The organism is Pseudomonas syringae, from assembly GCF_021605415.1.
GTDB classification, from domain to species: domain Bacteria; phylum Pseudomonadota; class Gammaproteobacteria; order Pseudomonadales; family Pseudomonadaceae; genus Aquipseudomonas; species Aquipseudomonas syringae_S.
This window is the reverse complement of record NZ_WKEQ01000027.1, coordinates 48737-63666: the sequence shown is the minus strand read 5'-3', so window position 1 is coordinate 63666 and position 14930 is coordinate 48737. Positions and strand designations below refer to the sequence as shown.

Genomic DNA, 14930 nt, shown 5'->3' with positions numbered 1-14930 from the left:
AAAAGTGAGGGGTGAAACGAAGGCGCGCTAGCTGGAGTCGGCGCGCGCGCTGCTAATGTTCAAGCGCACCAGTGCAAGCGCGATCAGCAGCATCAAGCCGCCAAACCACGCGTAACCACTGGCAAGGGAATCGCCAAGCTGTGTCAGCCCGGCAAACAGGGGTGGTCCGGCCACCACCCCGAAATAAGTGAAGAACAACGTCCCTCCTGTGTATTGACCGGCGGTGCCGACCGGCGCGAGGCGAGCGACTTCGGCCAGATAAACGCCATTCCAGCCAATTGCGCTGGCACCGAACAACATACTCACCGCAGCCACCAGCGGAAGCGGCCAGTACTGGGTGAAGGCGGCAGTGAGCAGCGAAGCGATCGCCATCAGCAGCGCCAGTAATGGCAGAAGCCGATTGGGCTCCAACCAGCGGTCGGCAACCCAGCCCCAGAGCAGGCGCCCGACGACACCTGCACCTTGGGTCAGGGCGAGAATGACCCCGGCAGAGACCAGTGCCAGGCCGTAATCGTGGGTCAGATAACTCACCAGATAGGTGGTCAGGCATAACTGCATGGCACCGAAGAAGATCGAGCACAATGCCAGGTTGCGCATGCGAGGCATGGCAAAAATCATCCCCAGCGGCTTGAGCAAGTTACTGCGTGAGCGGCGCGTCGACGGATCCCGATCATCATCGAGTTCGCGCCTAGCTACTTGGGCGATCGCCGCCATGACCACACAACCAATCGCGGTCAGCAGCAACGCTCCACGCCAGTCGATGGCAGCAACCAGACCAGGAATCAGTATACCGGCGAGCACACCACCTATCGGCACGCCCGTCTGCTTGAGGGAAAACATCAACCCCATCAAATGCGTCGGCGTCGTGCGCGCCAGGATATGCGAGCTCGCCGGCGTAACCGGGCCGTAACCCGCGCCAAGAGCCAAGGCACTGAGCAGCAGGCACCAGGTTTGACCACCGGCAGCGATAGCCAGGCCAGCAGCGCATGACAACAGGCAGACCTGACTGACACGGATCGCACCGAAACGTAAAATCCAGCTACCGCTGAGCAGGCTGGAAATCATTGCCCCCAGGTAAATCAATGCAACGAACAAACCCACCAGGCCGACGCTACCACCGAGCTCACGCAGAGCGACAGGCGCCAACACGGGTACGGTGAAAGTCGCCATGGACACCAGGGCCTGAATGGCCAGAGTGACCGCCAGAGTCGAGTAGCTTTTATTCACCGTTAGCGCCCTGCCAGACCAGCCGTTGGGTGATCGAGTAGCTGAAGCGTTCACCCGGGTGGATGTTGACCGCAACTTCCAGCAGCTCATCGTTATTGCCGTAATACTTGCGCACGATGTGCAGTCCCGGCGACCCCGGCTCGACGTGCAAGGCACGTGCGTCTTCCTCACCAAGATTCACCGCGCTGAGGGTCTGGCGCACTTCGGTCATTTGCAGACCAAAGCGTCGTTGCAGCAGCTCATAGATTGGCGTGCGCCCGTCGCCGAACGCATCCAAAGCGGCGCTGTAAGCACTTGGCACATAGACCTGAGTACGCGCCAGTGGTGTGCTGTCACCCTCGCGATGACGCAGGCCTACGGCACACACCCAGGCTTGACCCGGTTTGCATTCAAGCAGCTCGGCCAAATCCTCATCGGCGCTGATTTCCTGTGAACTGCCCAGTTCCATGCGTACGTCGCGCACATATTGGTGCAAGTCGGAGATCCCTTCACTGGCCTGCACGTAGCGAGATGCGGGATGGACTGCCTTGACCCGCGTGCCGATGCCGTGTTGTTTGCTGATCAGGCCCAACTCGTTGAGTCGGCGAATTGCTTCCCGGACCGTATGCCGACTGACATTGAACTGCTTGCACAGCTCATGCTCAGTTGGCAGCAGGCTATTGACGGGGTAACGCCCAGACTTGATCGCGTCGACCAGCGCCTGCGCAAGAACCAGATAGCGAGGCTGTCCGCCAGACAGTGGGGAAGGCAATTCGTTGATCATCTCAGCTGACTCCAGCAGGTTTTTTCACAGCAGCTGATCCACGCGTCAGCGCGCCCAGGATTGACTGGTGTGCGCCAAGACGGGGGGCAGGCTGATTGGGTAGTTGTTCGCCCGGACAACGAATCGGGCAGGCAAGGGTTTTGATCTTACCGCGAACCGGGTGCTCAACCTCGAAGATCAGCCCCTGCTCCTTGGCAAACGGGTTATCGAGCGCCTGACCAATGTCGTTGACGGGGGCCGCCGGCACTTGGCCACCAAAGTGTTTCAACCAATATGCAGTGGGTTGTTGCATCAGCACCGCGTCGAGGTCTTCAGTGAGTTGGTCACGGTTTGCCAAGCGCGCCTTGAAGCTGCCGTAGAGATCGTTGCTCGCCCATTCCGGCTTGCCGATCAGCTCTGCCAGCACAGCCCAGAACTTTTCCTTGTTGCACATGATGAACATCCAGCCATCCTGCGTCTTGTAAAGCTGGCTCGGGGTCAGAGACGGATGCGCGGAACGCGGTGTGCGCTCGGTTTTCACACCTTCGTTGAGGTACCAGGTGCCCAAGTAGTTAACGTTGTGCATCGCCACATCGTAAAGGCTGACGTCGATATCACGACCCATCCCCGACGCGCGAGCGCCGACCAATGCCGAGACCAGTGCCAGAGCAGCGGTGGTGCCGGTCATCATGTCGATGATCGACAGGCCGAAACGCGCCGGAGGACCGCCCGGCTCGCCCGTCAGCGAGCAATATCCCGCCTCGGCCTGCATCAGGTAGTCGTAGCCCGGCCAGGCCTTGCGAGCGCCCTCGCGACCGTATGCCGACAAGTGACAGCAGACCAGCGCCGGGTTGTGCTCCTTGAGCGCTTCGTAGGTCAAGCCCAGTTTTTCCGGGAGATCGCCGCGCAGGTTGTCGTAGAGCGCGTCAGCGCTCTTGAGCAGCTCAATCAGTTGCGCCTTTTCTTCAGGATTCTTGAGGTTGAGCACCACACTTTTCTTGTTGCGGTTGAAGGACTGATAGAAATGACTGTCGCCTTCCTCAAAGAAATAGGGCCCCACGTGACGACCAATTTCACCGCCTTCATTCGGGTTTTCGATCTTGATCACCTCAGCGCCAAGGTCAGCCAGATGCTGGGTACCAAACGGCCCCGCGCCATACTGCTCGACGGCGACGATGCGCACGCCTTCAAGAGGGAGGGTCATGCCGGATTCCTCTGTACCAGTTGCTTGGCGATGATGATGCGCTGCATCTCGTTGGTGCCTTCACCAATGGTCAACAGTGGCGCATCGCGGAACAGACGCTCTACGTTGTACTCCTTGGAATAACCGTAGCCGCCATGGATGCGCATGCTGTCGGTGGCGTTTGAAAGGGCTGCCTCGGTGGCGTAGAACTTGGCCATGCCCGCTTCCATGTCGCAGCGGTCACCTTTGTCGTACGCCTTGGCGGCAGACTCGGTGAGCAGGCGCGCGGCCTCAACGCGGGTCGCCATCTCGCCGAGCTTGAGCTGTATCGCCTGGTGCTCGCAGATAGGCTTGCCAAAGGTCTTGCGGATCTGGGAGTAACTGACGGCTTCTTCCAGTGCTGCACGGGCCACGCCAACACCACGGGCAGCGACGTTGATCCGTCCCAGCTCCAGACCGGAAAGCACCTGTTTGAGGCCCACGCCTTCGACACCGCCAATCAGGCAGTCAACCGGTACCTTGTAGTCTTCGAACACCAGCTCGCAGGTGTCGATACCACGATAGCCAAGCTTCTCCAGTTTGCGTGCAACCTTGAAGCCCGGGCCCTTCTCGGCAATCAGCCAGCTCATGCCTTTGTGGCGAGGCTCGGCGGTCGGGTCGGTTTTCACCAGCAACGCAAGTACGCCACCGTGCAGGCTGTTGGTGATCCAGGTTTTGGCACCGTTGACCACGTAGTGATCGCCTTCGCGGCGGGCGGTGGTCCGAATCGCCTGCAAATCGGTACCGGCATCGGGCTCGGTGAAACCCACGGCACCGCGCAGCTCGCCGGAGGCCATGCGTGGCAAAAACTTCTGCTTTTGTTCCTGAGTGCCATGACGCTGGATAGCGGAGGCCATGATCAGGTGTGAATTGATGATTCCGGACAGCGACATCCATGTGCAGGAAATACGCTCGACGATCTTCGCGTAAGTGGCCGTAGACAGACCCAGGCCGCCGTACTCCGGATCGATGATGCAGCCGAACAACCCCATGGCCTTCATTTTCTCGACCATTTCTTCAGGGTAGGTGTCGTTCTTTTCCAACTCGTGCACAAACGGCTTGGCCTCGGTTTCAAGAAAGCGATCGAGGGCATCCAGAATCATGCTTTCCTGTTCGTCGTATTCACTCATCTTTGTCTCTCCAGATTGTTCTTGTCATGTTCGTTCTTAAAGACTCAGGCACTTGCCGCCAGTACGCGGGAAAGCTCTCGGGTGCTTCCAGCATCGAGGTTCAGTACCGCGTCGAGGATTCGCTGGACGGCTTGTGGAGCAATGGCGGTTTGAGCGTTTTCGCGATACTTGGCGATGATGTCGGCGGCTGAAAGAGGTCGATCCGCTGCACCACGGTTGATTGCCTCGCGGTGACGCAATTGGCGACCGTCATGCAGCCTGACCACCACTTCACCGGAGTAGTGGCGTGGGAACCCCGACTGAGGGTCGACCTGATAATCAATCTTCTCCATCAGCGCGAGGGCCGCCGGATCTGAATAGGCTTGCGGTTCGAGATCGGCCAGGCCAAAGCGCCCACGCAGCAGGCCGCTGGCGATGGCGTACGGAACGCTGAACTGCGCCTCGTAACTGTTGGAAGGCTTGCGCTTGCTGGCTTCGGGCTCGCAGACAATGCCGATGGTTTCTTGAGGCACCAGGGCGGTGATACGCGCGATGTCTTCGATACGAATGCCCTGCTCATGAAGAATCACTGCCGAGTCGGCGACCGCATGCGTGAAGTGGCACGCAGGTATCGGTTTGACGGCCACCTCACCCACTTCCCACGCACTGCCCAGATTCATGGTAGCCAAGGCGTAGTCACACTCGGCTTCGCGCTCACCCAGGTGGCTCTTGAACAAACCGAACCGCCCCTCGTAGACAGCCTTCGGCCCACTGAAACCATGGCGCGCCAATGTCGCTGCAGTGAGCCCGGCAACACCTGCCCAACCCGGATGCATGCGCTTGGTCCAGGCACCGTCTTCGAGAAACTCCAGGCTGCCGGAGGCCGTGCTTAGCGCGACGCCCTGAGTCATCGCCAATTGCTCGGAGGTCTGGCCCTGCAACTTGCCGGCGATCAGTGCGCAAGCAAACGCGCCAATCAGCCCTGTGGGGTGAAAACCGACCTGATGGAAGCCACCCTTGGCCACCGAAGCCAGGCGCGTCGCGACTTCCATCCCCAGCACATAGGCTGTCAGAAAATCACGACCGCTCGCATCGTACTTTGCGGCAATCCCCAACGCTGCCGGGAAACAACTGGCGGTCGCATGGATGACGCCACGGCCGTGGGTATCGTCAAAATCCAGGCCGTGAACCAGCACGCCGTTGAGCAGAATGGCATCGCGCAGGGAAAGCTTGGCACTGAAGCCGATGACATCGCTTGTACCTTCACCCAGTTCACGCGTCGCAGATAGCGTGCGCTGGGCAAATTCGTAGCGAGTCGACGCCAGTGCGATGCCCACGGCATCAAGGATCAGCAGCTTGGCGCGCATGCGAACCGGCTCGGGTATCGAATCAAAACCGAGCTGTTCAGCAAAAGCGGCGAGGGATGCGGCAATCGGATTATGGGTAGAGGCATTCATTGTTGTTTTCCTCTCAGCTGACAAGTGACAGAGAAATTGCCGGGACGAACGTGATCAAGGCCAAGCCGAGCATGCGCACGCCATAAAAAGGCAGCACTCCACGGGCTACTTCATGCACCGGCTGTTTGGAAATGCCGGCCATGACGAACAGGTTGAGCCCGATAGGTGGCGTCAACGTAGCAATCTCAACGTTGGCGACCATGATTACGGCGAAATGAACGGGATTGATTCCCAGGTGAGTCGCGATAGGGAAAAGCAACGGTGCGGTTAGCACGATCAACGCGATGCCATCGAGAAACATGCCGAGCATCAGCAGTACGATGTTGGCCAGAATCAGGAACTGCCATGGACTGAGTTCTATGGCGCTGACTGCCGACACCAGGCTGGCAGATACACCCATGCGGGCCAAGGCGAAGCCCACCAGACTGCCGCCCATGACCACAGCGAAAATCATGGTGGTTTGCAGCAGCGAATCACGCGCCACATCCCAAACTCCGCCCAAGGTCACGCTGCGGTAAACCCACAGGCAAAGAATGGCTGCATACGCGGCAGCGAAAGCCGATACTTCCGTAGGCGTCAAATAGCCGGTGTAGATGCTGCCGAGAATCAGCACCGGCATCATCAGCGCCGCGCCAGCACCCGGCAGACGGCGGCCGAAACCTGCCCAGTCGGCAACCTTGGCCTTTGCGCCATAGTTATTGCGACGAGAGAAAAACACCACGGCCGCCATCAGCAGGCAAGCCTCCATCAACCCCGGCAATACGCCTGCGATAAACAGTTTGTCTACCGGCAAACCGACGATGGAGCCGATCAAGATGAACCCCAGTGATGGCGGGATCATCAGCCCCAGGGTGCCACCTACGGCAACAATGGCAGCGGAAAAACGCGGAGGGTAATTCTCCTTCGTCAGCCCACCCACGGTGGACGCCCCGATGGCAGCTGCAGAGCCGACACTTGAGCCGGAAACAGCGGCGAAAAACACGCTTGCGATCATCGCGGTCAATGCCAGACCACCACGCACGGCTTGCACAACACTACCGACCAACTGGATCAGCAACTCGGCGATGTTGCCGCGCATCATTAGGTTGCCAGCCAAAACGAACATCGGAATGGCCATCAATGGATAGCTATTGACCGACTTGAACGCGGTCTGCGCGATAACAGTGGTTGGCACTCCCGCCACGAACAGGATCAGACCCGTGGTGACCAGCCCCAGGGCGACCGCAACGTGAGTACCAATGGCAAGGAACGCCAACATCACCAGCAGAGCGATAAACATCAGCATGGTAGTCTCCTAGAGCTGTGAGCCGGTGATTTGTCCGTTGCCAAACGGATCCTTGCCTTTTAGGGCAATGACCAGACAACGCAGGTAGTAGGCGAGAAACAGCAGGGCACCAATCGGCATGACAAGGAACAGAAACCACAACGGCAAATCGAGGTTGGACTCGGTCATCATGCCCATCGTGTAGTAGCGATGAACCTGTGGCAGCGAAGCGAAGAACAGCAGAGCGCAAAACGTGATGCCGACCAGGCTGGAAGCCACATGGCACACCGATCGCGCGCGCGGCCCCAGACGCTCCAGCAGCAGGTCGGTGCGGATGTGGTTGCCCGCGTTCCCGCTAACCCCAAGCGTCAGGAAAAACGACCACACCATCAGGTAACGCACGCTTTCCTCAGCCCAGAACGCGCTGCTGTCGAACGCTGCCCGGGAGATGCCCTCGAACAGCATGATTGCGGTCGAAAGGAGAAACATCGCCGTGGCCACGTTGAGCAGTACTTTGCGCTCGAACAGTAACCACAAACTGCGTCTCGCTTTGGACGTCTCCCGCAGCGATTCAGAAGTCATCTGGACAGACATCACAGGCACCTCTTCTCGATGGCGTCCATTGCCGGCAAGACATCTGGATGTTCGCTCGAGAAGATTTTCTTGTTCTTCGCTGCAAGCGCCTCATAGGCCCCGGATTGCTGCGCAGTCGCCTGAGTGAAGGTCGCACCGCCGGCAACCATCTTGTCGATCAGCTTCTGATCCTCTACCACCACCTCCTTCCATTGCTTGGCAGTGATTTCTTGCATGCTGCTGGTGATCGCGTCCTGCTCGGTCTTGCTCAGCTCGTCAAACCAGATTTTATCTACCACCACTGCATAGGTGGTCAGCGAGAAATTGGGCACGTAGAAGGCGTGTTTGCCAGTCTGGCCGATCATCTCGGCCCAACCGCCCGCCGAAGTGAAGACGCCGTCAATGGCACCCTGCCCCAATGCGGTACTCATCTCAGATGCGGCCATCGATATCGGGCTCGCACCCAAGCCACGAATGGTGTCGAGGAAGACCCGCCCGCCAATCACCCGAATCTTGGCGCCCTTAAAGTCCGACATTTGCTTGACATCACGTTTGCTCATGATGAAAAACAGGTCTGCGGCCCGCAGCAGTCCGAGGATCTTAAGCTTGCGCGGTTCGACATAAGACGACATCAGCTCGGTAATGCCTTTGGCATAGCACTGATTGTTCATCAGCTTGTCGGTGAGTGTGAACGGGAGGTTAATTGCACCTAGGCGCGGATCGATGGTTTCGATGCGCACCGAGACGGGCCAGACCATTTGCACCGCGCCAGTGCCGAGCGCTGCAAGGGCGTCCTGATCGTTGTAAAGCTGGGATGACGGGAAAACCTTTACATCCAGGCTGCCACTGGTGCGCTTGTCCACCAGGGTGGCGAACTCGTTCATGTACCCAGTCTTCCAGTGGCTTGCAGCGACCTCGTTTGGCAGCACCAATTCAGCGGCCTGAAGCGGCACGGCGAGAGCGGCCAGAGCGCAAGAGGTAAAGGTTGCAACGATTAAGTGTTTCAACTTGATCATGGGTGTTTCCTCGTATTTGTTTTTGTTGAGGAATTATCTGGATCAGACGTAATAGGTGCAGAGCAGATCGTGGCTGCTCTGCAGCCCCCGTAAACGGGGGCGATACAACTCAGTAACCGGCCGCCTCGTCCAGCGTGTTGCCTTCACGCTTCTGGATGAGCACGTTGCGCTCGAAGCTCATGAACTGCGTGCCATCGGCTTTGGTACCGATTGTTTTAACGGTGATGATTCCCTGGTTGGGGCGTGACTTGGACTCACGCTTGTTAAGCACTTCGGAGGCGGCGTAGATGGTGTCGCCAGGAAAAACAGGCGCGGTCAGCTTGATGTCGGTCCAGCCCAGGTTAGCGATGGCTTTGCCACTCACGTCAGGTACCGTCATACCCAGGACGATCGCCACGGTCAGGCCGCTGTTGACCAATGGCTTGCCAAACTCGCTTTTGGCCGCGTAAGCCGCATCGCAATGCATGGGATGCAGGTTCATCGTCAACAGGGAAAACTGGATGTTGTCAGTCTCCGTGATAGTGCGACCCGGACGGTGCTCGTAGATATCGCCAATCTCGAAGTCTTCGAAATAGCGGCCAATCTGACCGCGGTACCGCTGCTCACCAATCTGTTTAACGCTCATGCAGGAACTCCTTATTTTTGTTCTTGAACAGACCTGAGGTATCGGCGTCCAATGAGAAGCTGGCGTGTTGTCATGTTGTCCGGACAACACAGTAATAATAAAAATAGTCGCTGCCAAGCGCCTTGGCCGCAATGCTTGAAGCATGCATCGGAAATTCTGGTGGCCAGAAAAATCAACATGCTGTTTTTCAACCAGTTAGGCTATATACGACCGCTCGTCGGAATGACTATCTTCCTATGCTGGACGGCTGCGATGCGCGAGAGGCGACAGAAATGCCGACCGTGGGAGGAGAGCGAAACGCTTTGAGCGTCGATTATTTTGTTTTTTAAGATGGCTAGCCGCGGGTGGGTCAGTATCCAAGCAGCGCCAACAATAATCGGCTCACTAAATTGCCAAACACCCGCTTTTGGCTGATTTCTACCTATCATGAAAGGCCGATATCGACCCAAAGCTGACGGTGGGGAAAAACCGTAGAGTCCTCCAGATCTTGAATATTCTGTTTTCCAATGAGGCTGGATTGGGTAGCGCTCCAAAGTAGGTTCGGTTGCGGCAATCGATCAACCAATTGAACAAGGGGTCGTCCAACCCTTGAGTGTCTTCATCGACACGTTGTCATTTGCACCTGTACTGCGCTAATCATTCTGCTGTCAGGATTTTATACGCCTGGATTTGAAGGTGATGGAATTGCACTCACACAGAATTCACTGGCGGCGGTGGCGGGTGATTGGGGGCGGTCATTCATCAGCGTGATACTCGCACTTTTCGTTTTTACCGCCATGCTCTACAACTATTATTTGGGCGAAAACAGCTTGCGCTTTATCGTTGGGGCGCCTCGAAAATCGTTGTATATCTATCGGGCACTTGTACTGGCTCTAATTTTCTGGGGATCCGTGGAGGATCTTTCCACGGTACTTGCATTCGCTGATATAACCATGACCTTACTGGCACTGGTCAATCTTATTGCGATGGCTTCACTGTTCAATGTTTGCCTGTGCGTACTGGATGATTACGAAAAGCAGCGGCGCGCAGGAGTCAAAAGACCGGTATTCGACTCAAGGAAATTTCTCGACCTGGATCTGGATCCTCTGGCTTGGCCACCGCGCAACAATGGCACGACGAATCACACTAGAGCTATCGACAGAGACGTCCTGAAACCGGATTAAAGTCTGCATGTGCTGAGTCATCACGATCCATTGATGACTCAACTGCCCCCTTAACCCTTCAGAACTTTTTAGACTCCTGCATTTGAAATTCAATATGGAGTAACTCAATGAATCGCTATCGCCCTCTGAAAGCCAACGCAACCAGTCATTCAACTTTTTACATAGACTCGCAAGTTCCATCAAAACAACTATTCAAAGATGCCTACTTCAGGATACGTGCAGCCACTGGTCTGCTGGAAGCGTTGACATCGGTAACGATGACACACACTAACGACTCAGACCTTTATCACGTAATTCTTCCAATTTATGTATTACTGCAAGATGGCGTCGACACACTGGAACAGATTAACTTCAAAGGAGCGGCAATCAATGGCTAACGATATACCTCATGAAGCACTAAAAGCGGCAATGATTAAAGCGATTCAGACAGGCCTAATTCCCCGCCACTCGTTACTTGCCGATTATGGAAAGCTGGGCTCGCCTGGAAATGGTGATTCAGGTCGCCATCGAGGAATTTGCTACAACCGAAACTCCAATAAAACCTCGTCACGTAAAGTCTCGCGGCAACCAAAGGGGTCGAAGTAGAAGAAAAAACCGCTGGTAATTCTCGGCCCGAATATGCGCCACTAGCGCCATCGATTGATTCCGCGTCTGGAGACCCCGTTATGAGCGAGAGCGTGTTTGCCGATCGCATCGTGCAGAACCTGCTCGACACCGACTTCTACAAACTGACGATGATGCAGGCGGTGCTGCACAACTACCCCAACGTCGAAGTCGAATGGGAGTTCCGTTGCCGTAACAGCGAGGATCTGCGCCCGTATCTGGCAGAAATCCGCTTCCAGATCGAGCGCCTGGCAGAACTGAGCCTGAGTGCCGATCAGTTGAGTTTTCTCGAACGTATCAGCTTCATGAAGCCGGATTTCCTGCGCTTTCTTGGCCTGTTTCGCTTCAATCTGCGTTATCTACACACGGGTATCGAAAACGGCGAGTTGTTCATCCGCCTGCGCGGGCCGTGGCTGCACGTGATTCTGTTCGAAGTGCCGCTGCTGGCGCTGGTCAGTGAAGTGCGCAACCGATACCGCTACCGCGACACCGTGCTTGAACAGGCGCGGGAGCAGCTTTATCGCAAGTTCGACTGGCTGAGCGCCAATGCCTCGCCGGAGGAGTTGTCCGAGCTGCAGGTTGCCGATTTCGGCACGCGTCGACGGTTTTCCTACCGCGTGCAGGAAGAAGTGGTAAACGTGCTCAAGCATGATTTCCCCGGGCGTTTCGTTGGCACCAGCAATGTGCACCTTTCCCGCGAGATGGACATGAAGCCGTTGGGCACCATGGCCCACGAATGGATCATGGCCCACCAGCAACTCGGCCCGCGCCTGATCGACAGCCAGATCGCCGCCCTCGACTGCTGGGTGCGTGAATACCGTGGGCTGCTGGGGATTGCCCTGACCGATTGCATTACCACCGACGCTTTCCTTGGCGATTTCGATCTGTTTTTCGCCAAGCTGTTCGACGGCTTGCGCCACGATTCCGGGGATCCGGTGCTGTGGGCGGAAAAATGCATCGCCCATTATCACAAGCTCGGCATCGACCCGATGAGCAAGACCCTGGTGTTCTCCGACAGTCTGACCCTGCCCAAATCGTTGGAAATATTCCGGGCACTGCGCGGTCGGATCAATGTGAGCTTCGGCATTGGCACCAACCTGACGTGCGATATCCCGGGTGTCGAACCGATGAGCATCGTGCTTAAAATGACCGCGTGCAATGGTGAACCGGTGGCAAAGATCTCCGATGAGCCCGGCAAGACCCACTGCAAAGATCCGAATTTCGTCGCCTATTTGCGACACGTTTTCAAGGTTCCTGCCGTTTCCAGTCTATCTAGCAAGGAGTGAATTCATGGAAGCCGTACAGCGTGAGATTGCTGAACAGCTGAAGGTGCAGCCGCCGTTCGCCGACGATAAAGCCCTCGAAGCGGAAGTCGCCCGACGCAGCACCTTTATCCAGGATTGCCTGGTCAATTCCGGGCTCAAGACGCTGGTGCTGGGCATCAGCGGCGGTGTCGATTCCCTGACTGCCGGACTGCTGGCGCAACGGGCAATCCGCGAATTGCGCGAGCGCACCGGCGACGACGGCTACAAGTTCATCGCCGTGCGCCTGCCGTACCAGACCCAGTTCGATGAGCACGATGCTCAGGCTTGCGTGGATTTTATCGCCCCGGATGAACGTCACACGGTCAATATTGGTCCGGCGGTGAAAGCGCTGGCCACTGAAGTCGCAGCGTTCGAAGGCAAACCGGCGGCGTCGGTGGATTTCGTCCTCGGCAACACCAAGGCGCGGATGCGCATGATTGCCCAATACACCATCGCCGGTGCGGCGCAGGGCTTGGTGATCGGCACCGACCACGCGGCGGAAGCGGTGATGGGCTTCTTCACCAAATTCGGCGACGGCGCTTGCGACCTGGCTCCGCTCAGCGGCCTGGTGAAAAACCAGGTTCGCGCGATTGCGCGCAGCTTCGGCGCGCCGGAATCGCTGGTGGAAAAAATCCCCACGGCCGACCTCGAAGACCTGTCCCCGGGCAAACCGGATGAAGCGTCACACGGTGTGACCTATGCCGAGATCGATGCCTTCCTGCACGGTGAGCCGGTACGCGAAGAGGCCGTCAAGATCATCGTGTCCACCTACCAAAAGACCCGGCACAAACGCGAAATGCCGTTCGCCCCTTGATGGATCGTTGAATGAAAAAGCCCGCTGAGGAATGATCCCCAGCGGGCTTTTCTCTGGCCAACAGATGTATTCACGCTGATGGCCTCTTCGCGGTGTGCCTGATTACTTCAGGGTCACGGTGCCTTTCATCATCGAGATGTGGCCCGGGAACGAGCAGAAGAAACCGTATTTTTCAGCTGCGTCGAGTTTGGATACATCGAAGGTCACCGAGTCGGTTTCCTTGGCGCCGATGATTTTGGTGTGGGCGATGATGCGCGCATCACCGTCCTTCAGGTAGCTCTTGTCGATGCCGGCTGCCAGGCCGTCGGTGGCGATCGGCTGCATGTCAGCTTCTTTGCTGATCACCAGGTTGTGGCCCATGACGTTCTTCGGCAGGTTGCCGGAGTGGGTCAGTTCGACGGTGAACGTCTTGCAGCTCTTGTCGATCACGATGTCCTTGGTGTTGAAGGACATCTGGTCAGTAGAATCAACGGTGGTTTTGCACTCGGCAGCCATCAATTGGCTGCTCGCCAGGGCCAGCAGGGATACCGCAACAACTTTGGAAAACATGGTGAATCTCCAAGGCAGGGTTAACAAAAACACGAATGGTTGAAAGACTGCCTGAAATCTTCGCAAGTTCCTATGACTTGCATCAAAAATTGTATACAACTTTCAGGCTATGACGCTCATCGAAACATTCAACCGGCCAGATGTCTAGCCCGAGCTTATGATCGGCGCATCGTCAATCATTGGAGCGTCCCCCCCATGTCTCTCAACAGTCTGCTGTGCAGTTTGCTTGCCGCTTATGCCTGCGGCGCCAGCGGCGCCAGCGGCAGTTATGAAACACCGCGCCGCGACGTTTAGCGCTTGGAGCGAGGCCTGCCTGCCTTTACTCTGTGGGCCTGATCGACCCAGGGGCAAGGCATGTCGTTAAGATCCGTTTGTGTATTTTGCGGTGCCAGTGCCGGCACTGACCCGGCCTACACCGCAGCCGCCGTCGCCCTCGGACGGGCATTGGCCGAACGAAAGTTGACCCTGGTGTATGGCGGTGGCGCCGTGGGGCTGATGGGTATCGTGGCCGACGCCGCGCTGGAGGCCGGTGGAGACGTGATCGGCATCATCCCGCAGAGTCTGATGGACAAGGAAATCGGTCACAAACACCTGACCCGTCTCGAAGTCGTGGACGGCATGCACGCACGCAAGGCGCGGATGGCTGAACTCAGCGATGCATTCATCGCCCTGCCCGGTGGCCTCGGCACGCTGGAGGAACTGTTCGAAGTCTGGACATGGGGCCAACTCGGTTACCACGGCAAGCCGCTGGGCCTGATGGAAGTGAACGGTTTCTACAGCAAACTCACCGCATTTCTCGATCACATCGTCGGCGAAGGCTTCGTTCGTGTACCACACCGTGACATGCTGCAAGTGAGCGAATCGCCGCAAAACCTGCTGGATGCCCTCAATCGTTGGGAGCCGACCGTGATGCCAAAGTGGATCGAGCAAAATCCCGGCTAACCGCCCGGCACCGATACAAGGCAGAATACGCGCCGCTCAACTTCACCTTCGACCCTAGAGGATCGCCCATGGCCAAACCCAATTATTCTTTCGCCAAACGTCAACGAGACCTGGCCAAGGAGCAAAAGAAAGAGGAAAAGCTTCAGCGCAAGAAGCAAATGGCTGAAGAAACGGCACTGAACCCTGAGGGTGAAGTGGCTGAAGCAGATGATGTTGATGCACCGGAAGAGAAAGCGCCGGACGCTTGATTCGCCATCCCCTGTAGGAGCGAGCCTGCTCGTGAATGCGGTTTACCATTCAGCGTCACTGTCGACTGAACG

General features: G+C 57.1%; 15 protein-coding genes and 1 pseudogene. 6 read left to right on the top strand and 10 right to left on the bottom strand.

What is annotated here, in order from left to right; translation table 11 throughout:
* Positions 1 to 27 precede the first annotated feature (27 nt).
* The 9 genes from GIW69_RS18655 to GIW69_RS18615 all read right to left on the bottom strand — a co-directional run bounded on the left by GIW69_RS18655 (position 28) and on the right by GIW69_RS18615 (position 9235).
* On the bottom strand, positions 28 to 1227 hold the full coding sequence (locus GIW69_RS18655; protein WP_236484261.1) for an MFS transporter: 1200 nt from the start codon (positions 1225 to 1227) through the stop codon (positions 28 to 30).
* Positions 1220 to 1990, bottom strand: coding sequence for a GntR family transcriptional regulator (locus tag GIW69_RS18650; RefSeq protein ID WP_236484260.1), 771 nt, complete (start codon positions 1988 to 1990; stop codon positions 1220 to 1222). The genes GIW69_RS18655 and GIW69_RS18650 overlap by 8 nt, the downstream gene beginning before the upstream one ends.
* A gap of 1 nt (position 1991) precedes the next feature.
* The gene (locus GIW69_RS18645) at positions 1992 to 3173 is read right to left on the bottom strand and encodes a CoA transferase (RefSeq protein ID WP_236484259.1); all 1182 of its coding nucleotides are present in this window, start codon (positions 3171 to 3173) and stop codon (positions 1992 to 1994) included.
* Positions 3170 to 4321 (bottom strand): acyl-CoA dehydrogenase family protein, encoded by a 1152-nt coding sequence (locus tag GIW69_RS18640; RefSeq protein ID WP_236484258.1) that lies wholly within the window; start codon positions 4319 to 4321, stop codon positions 3170 to 3172. Before GIW69_RS18640 ends, GIW69_RS18645 begins: the two co-directional genes overlap by 4 nt.
* Positions 4322 to 4365: 44 nt before the next feature.
* A complete protein-coding gene (locus GIW69_RS18635) occupies positions 4366 to 5757 on the bottom strand; it encodes an MmgE/PrpD family protein (RefSeq protein ID WP_236484257.1) in 1392 nt (463 codons plus the stop codon).
* A gap of 13 nt (positions 5758 to 5770) precedes the next feature.
* Positions 5771 to 7042 carry a TRAP transporter large permease gene (locus GIW69_RS18630; protein WP_236484256.1) on the bottom strand — a complete coding sequence of 424 codons (1272 nt, stop codon included), beginning with the start codon at positions 7040 to 7042 and terminating at the stop codon, positions 5771 to 5773.
* 9 nt (positions 7043 to 7051) lie between these two features.
* Positions 7052 to 7615 (bottom strand): TRAP transporter small permease, encoded by a 564-nt coding sequence (locus GIW69_RS18625; protein WP_236484255.1) that lies wholly within the window; start codon positions 7613 to 7615, stop codon positions 7052 to 7054.
* Entirely contained in the window at positions 7615 to 8610 is a 996-nt protein-coding gene (dctP, locus tag GIW69_RS18620) for a TRAP transporter substrate-binding protein DctP (RefSeq protein ID WP_236484254.1), read from the bottom strand. The genes GIW69_RS18625 and dctP overlap by 1 nt, the downstream gene beginning before the upstream one ends.
* Positions 8611 to 8719: 109 nt before the next feature.
* Complete coding sequence (locus tag GIW69_RS18615; protein WP_236484253.1) at positions 8720 to 9235, bottom strand: MaoC family dehydratase; 516 nt, start codon at positions 9233 to 9235, stop codon at positions 8720 to 8722.
* Between the two features lie 496 nt (positions 9236 to 9731).
* Here GIW69_RS18615 and GIW69_RS18610 point away from each other — a divergent pair.
* From GIW69_RS18610 to nadE, 4 genes and pseudogenes are all read left to right on the top strand, one after another.
* Positions 9732 to 10398, top strand: a pseudogene (locus GIW69_RS18610) (alanine:cation symporter family protein); the annotation flags it as partial.
* A gap of 107 nt (positions 10399 to 10505) precedes the next feature.
* Positions 10506 to 10775, top strand: coding sequence for a hypothetical protein (locus GIW69_RS18605; RefSeq protein ID WP_236484252.1), 270 nt, complete (start codon positions 10506 to 10508; stop codon positions 10773 to 10775).
* 288 nt (positions 10776 to 11063) lie between these two features.
* The gene (gene pncB / locus GIW69_RS18600; RefSeq protein WP_236484251.1) at positions 11064 to 12287 is read left to right on the top strand and encodes a nicotinate phosphoribosyltransferase; all 1224 of its coding nucleotides are present in this window, start codon (positions 11064 to 11066) and stop codon (positions 12285 to 12287) included.
* A gap of 4 nt (positions 12288 to 12291) precedes the next feature.
* Positions 12292 to 13119 (top strand): NAD(+) synthase, encoded by an 828-nt coding sequence (nadE, locus tag GIW69_RS18595; RefSeq protein ID WP_236484250.1) that lies wholly within the window; start codon positions 12292 to 12294, stop codon positions 13117 to 13119.
* 102 nt (positions 13120 to 13221) lie between these two features.
* Here nadE and azu read toward each other — a convergent pair whose 3' ends face one another.
* The gene (gene azu / locus GIW69_RS18590; RefSeq protein WP_236484249.1) at positions 13222 to 13668 is read right to left on the bottom strand and encodes an azurin; all 447 of its coding nucleotides are present in this window, start codon (positions 13666 to 13668) and stop codon (positions 13222 to 13224) included.
* Positions 13669 to 14022: 354 nt separating this feature from the next.
* Here azu and GIW69_RS18585 point away from each other — a divergent pair, with 354 nt between their 5' ends.
* Both GIW69_RS18585 and GIW69_RS18580 read left to right on the top strand, forming a co-directional pair.
* A complete protein-coding gene (locus tag GIW69_RS18585; RefSeq protein WP_236484248.1) occupies positions 14023 to 14610 on the top strand; it encodes a cytokinin riboside 5'-monophosphate phosphoribohydrolase in 588 nt (195 codons plus the stop codon).
* 68 nt (positions 14611 to 14678) lie between these two features.
* Positions 14679 to 14858 carry a hypothetical protein gene (locus tag GIW69_RS18580; RefSeq protein WP_236484247.1) on the top strand — a complete coding sequence of 60 codons (180 nt, stop codon included), beginning with the start codon at positions 14679 to 14681 and terminating at the stop codon, positions 14856 to 14858.
* The last annotated feature ends 72 nt before the right edge of the window (positions 14859 to 14930 follow it).